Genomic DNA, 7,325 nt, shown 5'->3' with positions numbered 1-7,325 from the left:
GATGCCGGAACGCATCCTACCTCCTATTGCTAGATGCGTTCGGGCAAGTTTGAAGCAATGGGCCTAGGTCAAACCCCCTACTGATGCCGGAACGCATCCTACCTCCTCTTGCTAGATGCGTTCGGGCAAGTTTGAAGCAATGGGCCTAGGTCAAACCCCCTACTGATGCCGCAACGCATCCTACCTCCTCTTGCTAGCCTCTTGCCTGTTGCCGCTTGCCTCTTGCCCCCTCCCGAATATGGTATCTTTGGATATTTGCAGACTATAGTTTGTCGAGTGTAGAGCGCGGTACGCCCCCTATGAGCCACGAAATTTTCATGCCTGCCCTCAGTTCCACCATGACCGAAGGCAAAATCGTCTCCTGGACGAAAGCCACCGGCGACAAGGTGGACAAAGGCGAAACGGTTGTTGTCGTTGAATCCGACAAAGCCGATATGGATGTTGAATCCTTTTATGACGGTTACTTAGCCGCCATTCTCGTCGGCGATGGCGAAGTTGCCCCAGTCGGTAGCACCATTGCCCTACTAGCCGAGACAGAAGCGGACATTCCCGAAGTTCAGAAACAAGCACAACAACAGAGTTCCTCCGCCTCCCCAGCCCCGGCCGCCACCCCGGCTACGCCAGAACCTGCACCCGTTGCGGCGGCGACAAGTCAAAACGGTTCTGGTGGTCGCTCCAGTGGTCGCACCGTGGCCTCTCCCCGCGCCCGGAAACTGGCTAAAGAACTCAACGTTGAATTAAGCAACCTACAAGGGAGTGGTCCCTACGGTCGGATTGTCGCCGAGGATGTGCAACAAGCCGCAGGACAGCCCGTGTCTGCCCCGACCGTGACCCCAGTGATGCCCGCTGCCCCAGCTGCTGCCCCCGTTCCCATGACGGCGGCCACAACGGCTCCTGCCCCAAGTCCTGCCCCGGCGATTACCCCTGGCCAGGTGGTTCCCTTCAATACCCTGGAAGGGGCGGTGGTGCGGAATATGAACGCCAGTTTGTCGGTTCCGGTGTTCCGAGTTGGCTATACCATCACCACGGATGCCCTTGATCGTCTTTATAAACAAATCAAGTCAAAAGGGGTGACGATGACGGGCCTGTTGGCGAAAGCTGTGGCGGTCACCCTAATGAAACACCCCCGACTCTATGCCAGTTACACGGAGCAAGGGGTGCGCTATAACAGCAGTATTAATGTGTCTGTGGCGGTGGCGATGCCCGATGGGGGCTTGATTACGCCGGTTCTGCAAAATGCGGACCAAGTGGATATTTATTCCCTGTCTCGTCGCTGGAAGGACCTGGTGGCGCGATCGCGCAGTAAGCAACTGCAACCGGATGAGTACAACAGTGGTACGTTTACGCTGTCGAATTTAGGAATGTTTGGGGTCGATCGCTTTGATGCCATTCTGCCCCCAGGACAGGGTTCAATTTTGGCCATTGGCGCGTCTCGTCCCCAGGTGGTGGCCACGGATGATGGCTTAATGGGCGTTAAACGTCAGATGCAAGTGAACATTAGCTGCGATCACCGAATCATTTATGGGGCTGATGCCGCAGCGTTCCTGAAGGATTTGGCTCAATTGATTGAAACTAATCCTCAATCTCTGACGCTTTAATCTCTAACGCTGCAATTGTTCATGGGGTGGGTGGGCCAAATCAGCCCACCCACCTGAGAGCGTCCCTAACTCAGCCAAATGTGAGTATCAACATGGAGAACTTGGCCGAGTTGCAGGAGATCACGATCGCCTGATTGCAGGTTATTCTGGGCGATCGCCTCTTTGAGCCAGTCGTAATAGAGTTCTTGGACGCGATCGAGGGCCAGTCCCAATTTTAGGGTGTCACCAATCTGGACCAAATTGGTAATTTGGGTGACGCGCTCATCCCGAGTCAGGTCGCCCAACTCATCGTCGCTGGTGTGCAACAAATGCCACAGCGATCGCCAAATGAGCTGTTCCAAGGACTGTTTCGCCTCAGGCACCTTGAGGTGACAGTTCATGGTTTGGGCTTCGATGGCGATCGCCGTCAGTTCCATCCAATAGTCTTTCTTCGTCGGCTGTTCAGCCAAGGTATTGAGTTGTTGCACCAACCCGCGAACCGCCTCTAAACAGCGTCGATTCAGGGCAATCTCAGCGGCCACCTGGAGTTCTCGGGGAACCGTTAGATGATTGCGCTGAAGGGCTTTGAGAACCCCATAATTGTCTCGGTAAACTTGTCCATAGAGGCGATCGAGTCGTTGCAGGGTTTGCCGCTCTAATTGGTGAATAATCCGCTCTTCTTCTTCAGCAAACAGATCCGAGAGGCCAAAGGTTTGTCCATCAAAGTGACGGTTCATGGCCAGAATCGTCTGAGCCGCACTGGCGGACTCTAGGGCAGCAAATAGGGATTCTTTCATTTTGCGGTATTCCAGACGACCGGAAAAGGGCTGAATACAGCAATGGAAGTCGAGGCCTCCCAAATGTAAGACCGCAAAGGTGAGATGGACGGATTCCCAAGTAATTTCGGAACTAAACTCGGCTTGGCCCACAGCCAAAGTCAGGGTTCCTAACCGTTGCAGTTGATAGTCGAGTTGTCGCGCTTGGTAGCAATAGACGCGATGTTCGGGTTGATAGGTCTTAAACAGAGAACTGATGGCATAATGAGCCGCGATCTGTTCAATGCTGACTTGGTTGGTTTTGACGTTATGGCGATAGACGGCGGCCCCATCACTGAAAAACGGCACATTGGAGGGCGCTTGAGCCAGTTGCGCGATGAACTCCGGTTCAATGTCCTGTCCGGTGACTTGTCCGGCCAGTTCAATGGCCCGGGCGGCATAGCGGAGAATTTGCGTTCCCTCGGGGCGCGAGAGTTCCTCGAAGAACCAACCGCAACTGGTGTACATCAACAGGGTGTGACGCTGCATTTCCAGCAGTCGCAGCGCGTCAATTTGCTCGCTGGCGGTCAGTTCCCGGACTTGATGGCGACGTAGGAACTCGGCCACATTCTCGCGACTGCGATCGCCCAAAATTTGGATATATTCATCCCGTGCTATCCAGGGATCGCGCAGTAAACGCCCACCTTCGCGGTTATAGACTCCTTCGAGGCGATCGCGAACCCAGTCGAGGGCATCCCGTAGAGGTCGCCGCCATTGCTGCTGGGTTCCCCCACCGCCGCCACAGCCACAGTCATCTTGCCAGCGATCGACGCCGTGGGAACAACTCCAGGCGGTGACGGGTTTGAGTTCACATTCCCAAGTGGGGGGATTGACATGGCGATAATGGGCAAAGTTGGTCACCGTCCAGCCTCGATTGGGAAATTCTTGGGTGACACAGTAGGCGATACATTTTTCTTTATCCCGTTTGTGGTGGCCAAAGGTTTCGCCGTCGGTGGCCACGGAGATAATTTGAGCGGGGCGATGGTCCCCATGAATGGCAATTTCGAGGCGGCCAGCAAAGTTGTAGGCACTTTCGAGAACGTCATTGAACCCCATATCCCGCGAGATGGGACCGTCATAGAAGAAGACATCGAGATAGGGACGGTCTGAGTCAGGACGGCCAGCGTCATCTTTGAGATAGCAGCGGTAGGGACGACTGGGATCGACTTGTCCACCGCCGACTTCGTACCAGATTGGGTCGGGGTTGTCTTCGCTGGCTAGGGGGCGACAGCGTTGTACTTGGGATGGGGCGAGGACGACAAATTGGATACCTTCTTGGATGAGGGCTTCGACGGTGGGATAGTCGATCGCCGTCTCCGCCAGCCACATCCCCTCGGGATCGCGGCCGAAGTGTTTTTTGAAGTCAGCTTTGCCCCAGCGGATTTGGGTGCGTTTGTCCCGCTTGTTGGCCAGGGGCAGGATGATGTGGTTGTAGACTTGGGCGATCGCATTGCCATGACCCGCAAGACGTTCACAACTGCGGCGATCGCCGTCAATAATCCGTTCATAGACTTCGGGATCATGGCGTTCGATCCAATTCATCAGGGTTGGCCCGATGTTGAAGCTGAGATATTCGTAATTGTTGACAATTTCGACCACTTCGCCGCGATCGTTCAAGATTCTAGCAAAGGCATTGGGGCGATAGCATTCAGCATGGATGCGTTCGTTCCAGTCATGGAACGGACTTGCACTCGGTTGTCGTTCGATCGCATCGAGGTAGGGATTTTCCCGAGGGGGTTGATAGTAATGTCCATGAACGGTGATAAACACCCCTGTATCCTGGCGCAGTGCCGCGTTAGGGCGATCTAGGTTAATGTTCAAGGAATCTTTAGAAATGGGGTTAGAGGTAAACGTCATAGGGAGTGAGGACGGCAATAAAGCGTCAGTGTAAGGTTCAGTATTGGCTGGCAAACGAATGCCGGTTATAAGAAGTTCTAGCAAGACTGCACCTCATTGGGCGATCGCCTGAGACGTTCTGAGGCTCGTCAAAGTGTATGGTCATTTTAGCAATGAAATTCAATATTTTTCGGTGACGTTACTACAATTTTTGTTACGAAACATTGCATTTATGGGGATAAAAATCCTGAGATTTTTCACGCGATCGCCTGTTAACAAATGGGGATCAACTCTTAACCCTTCATAATTGACCGCAGACCCAAACCTCCCGGCATCCCCTCTTGGGGCCATCAGACCTAGCAACGTCAGGTCAGAGGCAAAGCGGCTACGGCTTTCCCCACCTCTCCCGCCCTTTATCACATATCATCAAAAATATCAAGCCTTTGATGCCTCAAATCTCGCAGACTCTCGAATGATCTCACTCAAGCTGCGATCGCACCGACTCAACGCCAATACTCGTCTACGTCAGGATATTCGTCATCTGTTCAGGGAGTCGGCTTCTCTCCTCCCTCTTCCCCCCGAATCGTGACTATTTCTTAAACAGATTTGGTTTCCTTAAACTAAAAACGTTGTCCACACAGTTCTCCGTAGAGAAGTGCAGACAACGTCTTTAAATGTCTATCCTGAATTTCGATGACTTACAAGCGTCTACGGGACATCGTTCCATAGAGGTAAATCGCAACAATTGCCCCGAGAACTGCAACAAACACACCCATAACACTTAAATCTGATGCGGTTAGTTCCAGGGTTCCTGTCTCAATAAACAAGTGCAACGTGCCACCAATAAAAGACCCGATGATACCCAGTAGCATCGTAGCCAACCAGTTTCCGCCTTGATAACCAGGAACAATGGTTTTCGCGATCGCACCTGCTAGCAGCCCCAAAATAATCCAAGAAATGATAGTCATACAACTTTATTTTTTATCTTTTTAGCGACGCCCAATAACCAGGTTATAAACAACACCAATCAACGCTAGAACCAGAAGCACATGAACTAAGCCTCCGCCGATATTGACAGCAAACCCCAATGCCCATAAGACAATGAGAATCACAACCACAAACCAGATAATATTCAACATATTTCTTCCTCAAACTTGGGTACAGAACAACGGAAATTCAAAAATGGTCAACGATAGGTATTCGGATTATCCAGAATCATCTTTGGGATAGAAAATTCTGGATTTTGAGTGTAAGTTAAGTGTTAGTTGAATAAATCACCAATGCCATCTTTGACATTTTCGATCATGTTTCGATGACTGCCCTCAGTCTGCTTCAGTCTGCCCATCATTTGGTCTTTACGACTGCCCGTCACATTACCAACCGTTTCCTGAATTTTACCTTCAACATTCTTCGCCACTGCTTTAGCTCTGTTGCTGAGCTGTATCTCATCTTTCAGGTCCTCAGCCGCATTATGCATCTGGCTTTCAACTTGCTTAGCCTTGCCCATCATTTGATCCCTAGGATCACCGGTAACATTGCCAAGGGCTTCTTGAGCCTGACCTTCTAGATTCTTCGTCATCGCCTCAGCTCGGTTCATAGCAATAAACTGGCTGGTGAACGGTGCTGGCAAGGTTGCAGCCCAGGCACTTGTCGTTCCAAAGTTAAACACAATAGTGGCAACCAGCATTAGGGTTGAAATCACAATCACTAAAAATTTCTTAGCTTGTCGAAATGACATCATTTTTTCCTCTAAAAATACATTTCATTGACATCAAAATTTTATTTAGTAGCTTATTTGGGAGTACAAATAAGAGGATAAGATGCTTGGACATCTTATCCTCAATCACATCATCTACATCACAAAATCAAGATTCAGCTACACACAAATCCATGGACTAATCACATGGACTAATCAATTGTTTTTTTGACTCCCTCCTTACCATCTTCTACAGAGTGGCGGATCTTAGCTTCAGCTTGTTTGGATTTACCTTTAGCTTTAGCTTCGTTGTTGCCAGTTAAATCCCCAACAGCTTCTTCAATGTTACCCTCAACATCTTTAGCCGTGGCTTTCGCACGATCTTTAATACCCATGGTGATGGTGATACTCTCCTTAACGTTTATCTAGGCTAGAATGAACCGAGTTGGCGTCTCTTACCTATATAACAACAATAATCAGTAGATGTTTTATTTCATGAGTGACTTGATTGAGGTGATGAACAAGTACATAATTTGATACAATACGTCCATGGCCACTGCCCCACAGACAAGAATCAGTTGCTTTCGGGACGAAAAATCCCCTCCTGGGAGGGGCTAGGGGTGGGTTCCTCTACAATTTTGTATCAAACGCAACAAATCACACCGTATATCCTGAAGACCCACCCTATCCCATTAACCTTGTGAATCGGGGGAGGGTGAATTTTTGATACTCTGCCTGTACCCAGGATCTTCGCTACCGAGCAGACAATCCCAAAACGTAAAATAGAGTCCGTAATGAACCGTATATTTAAGATGATGAATCGAGTGGTGAGCTGGGCCAATTAGCCACCGCCCGAGCCAATGGTGTGGGAATAGGCTGGGTAGGCGATCTGGACCCAAATGATTGAGCACCGCCCACATGGTCATCGTCGCTAACACCGCAATCATTGTGATGAAATGCAGCGGCAGAAGAAAGACAAGGCCGACTAAGAATAGTGCCTGCACAACAGCCTCTAATGGATCAAAGGCAAACGACGTCCAGGGAGTGGGGTAACGGGAGCGATGATGTCCTTGGTGGAGCCAGGAAAAAAGCTTAGGGTGGTGAAATAGACGATGGGTGAAATAAAAGTAGGTATCTTGCAGAAGCAGACTGATGCCATAGCTGACCCCTAGATACCACAGCCCATACTCTCGGGGGTCGGTGTAGAGTTTAGTACCCCCCGCCGTATAGACTGAAAGAATCAACGCCGCCGCTAGAGCAAACACCGCAGATGAAAGCATCGAAAGCTTAATATCATGCCAAATAGCCGTCCTGGTGGGCGACTGATGCACTCTAGGCTTGCTCGCAGACTGACTAAAAGGGGAATAAAAGAGCCAATAGGTTATCCCTGATACTAAAAAG

General features: G+C 50.4%; 7 protein-coding genes. 1 reads left to right on the top strand and 6 read right to left on the bottom strand.

The genetic code is table 11. The features are described 5' to 3' along the window. Positions 1 to 299 precede the first annotated feature (299 nt). Positions 300 to 1,598 carry a dihydrolipoamide acetyltransferase family protein gene (locus R6U67_RS17685; RefSeq protein WP_410253772.1) on the top strand — a complete coding sequence of 433 codons (1,299 nt, stop codon included), beginning with the start codon at positions 300 to 302 and terminating at the stop codon, positions 1,596 to 1,598. A 65-nt stretch (positions 1,599 to 1,663) separates the two neighbouring features. On the opposite strand, the gene R6U67_RS17680 is transcribed toward R6U67_RS17685, so the two are convergent. The 6 genes from R6U67_RS17680 to R6U67_RS17655 all read right to left on the bottom strand — a co-directional run bounded on the left by R6U67_RS17680 (position 1,664) and on the right by R6U67_RS17655 (position 7,204). Further along, positions 1,664 to 4,249 carry a DUF3536 domain-containing protein gene (locus R6U67_RS17680; RefSeq protein WP_410253770.1) on the bottom strand — a complete coding sequence of 862 codons (2,586 nt, stop codon included), beginning with the start codon at positions 4,247 to 4,249 and terminating at the stop codon, positions 1,664 to 1,666. A 677-nt stretch (positions 4,250 to 4,926) separates the two neighbouring features. Next, the gene (locus R6U67_RS17675) at positions 4,927 to 5,196 is read right to left on the bottom strand and encodes a GlsB/YeaQ/YmgE family stress response membrane protein (protein ID WP_410253769.1); all 270 of its coding nucleotides are present in this window, start codon (positions 5,194 to 5,196) and stop codon (positions 4,927 to 4,929) included. Between the two features lie 21 nt (positions 5,197 to 5,217). Continuing rightward, on the bottom strand, positions 5,218 to 5,367 hold the full coding sequence (locus R6U67_RS17670; protein WP_410253768.1) for a lmo0937 family membrane protein: 150 nt from the start codon (positions 5,365 to 5,367) through the stop codon (positions 5,218 to 5,220). Positions 5,368 to 5,489: 122 nt separating this feature from the next. After that, positions 5,490 to 5,969: a CsbD family protein gene (locus R6U67_RS17665; RefSeq protein ID WP_410253767.1), complete on the bottom strand. Its 480-nt coding sequence runs from the start codon at positions 5,967 to 5,969 to the stop codon at positions 5,490 to 5,492. Between the two features lie 167 nt (positions 5,970 to 6,136). Next, a complete protein-coding gene (locus R6U67_RS17660) occupies positions 6,137 to 6,319 on the bottom strand; it encodes a CsbD family protein (protein ID WP_410253766.1) in 183 nt (60 codons plus the stop codon). 297 nt (positions 6,320 to 6,616) lie between these two features. Continuing rightward, on the bottom strand, positions 6,617 to 7,204 hold the full coding sequence (locus R6U67_RS17655) for a sterol desaturase family protein (protein WP_410253765.1): 588 nt from the start codon (positions 7,202 to 7,204) through the stop codon (positions 6,617 to 6,619). Positions 7,205 to 7,325: the final 121 nt, after the last annotated feature.

The organism is Sodalinema sp., assembly GCF_046483825.1.
Taxonomy (GTDB): Bacteria; Cyanobacteriota; Cyanobacteriia; order Cyanobacteriales; family Geitlerinemataceae; genus Sodalinema.
This window is presented reverse-complemented; position numbering and strand designations above follow the sequence as displayed.

What these genes read in the sequence shown, in the direction of transcription:
- R6U67_RS17685 (WP_410253772.1), top strand. Translation starts at nt 300, where the DNA reads ATGAGCCACGAAATTTTCATGCCTGCCCTCAGTTCCACCATGACCGAA.
- R6U67_RS17655 (WP_410253765.1), bottom strand. Translation starts at nt 7,204, where the DNA reads ATGCTTTCATCTGCGGTGTTTGCTCTAGCGGCGGCGTTGATTCTTTCA.
- R6U67_RS17665 (WP_410253767.1), bottom strand. Translation starts at nt 5,969, where the DNA reads ATGATGTCATTTCGACAAGCTAAGAAATTTTTAGTGATTGTGATTTCA.
- R6U67_RS17660 (WP_410253766.1), bottom strand. Translation starts at nt 6,319, where the DNA reads ATGGGTATTAAAGATCGTGCGAAAGCCACGGCTAAAGATGTTGAGGGT.
- R6U67_RS17675 (WP_410253769.1), bottom strand. Translation starts at nt 5,196, where the DNA reads ATGACTATCATTTCTTGGATTATTTTGGGGCTGCTAGCAGGTGCGATC.
- R6U67_RS17680 (WP_410253770.1), bottom strand. Translation starts at nt 4,249, where the DNA reads ATGACGTTTACCTCTAACCCCATTTCTAAAGATTCCTTGAACATTAAC.
- R6U67_RS17670 (WP_410253768.1), bottom strand. Translation starts at nt 5,367, where the DNA reads ATGTTGAATATTATCTGGTTTGTGGTTGTGATTCTCATTGTCTTATGG.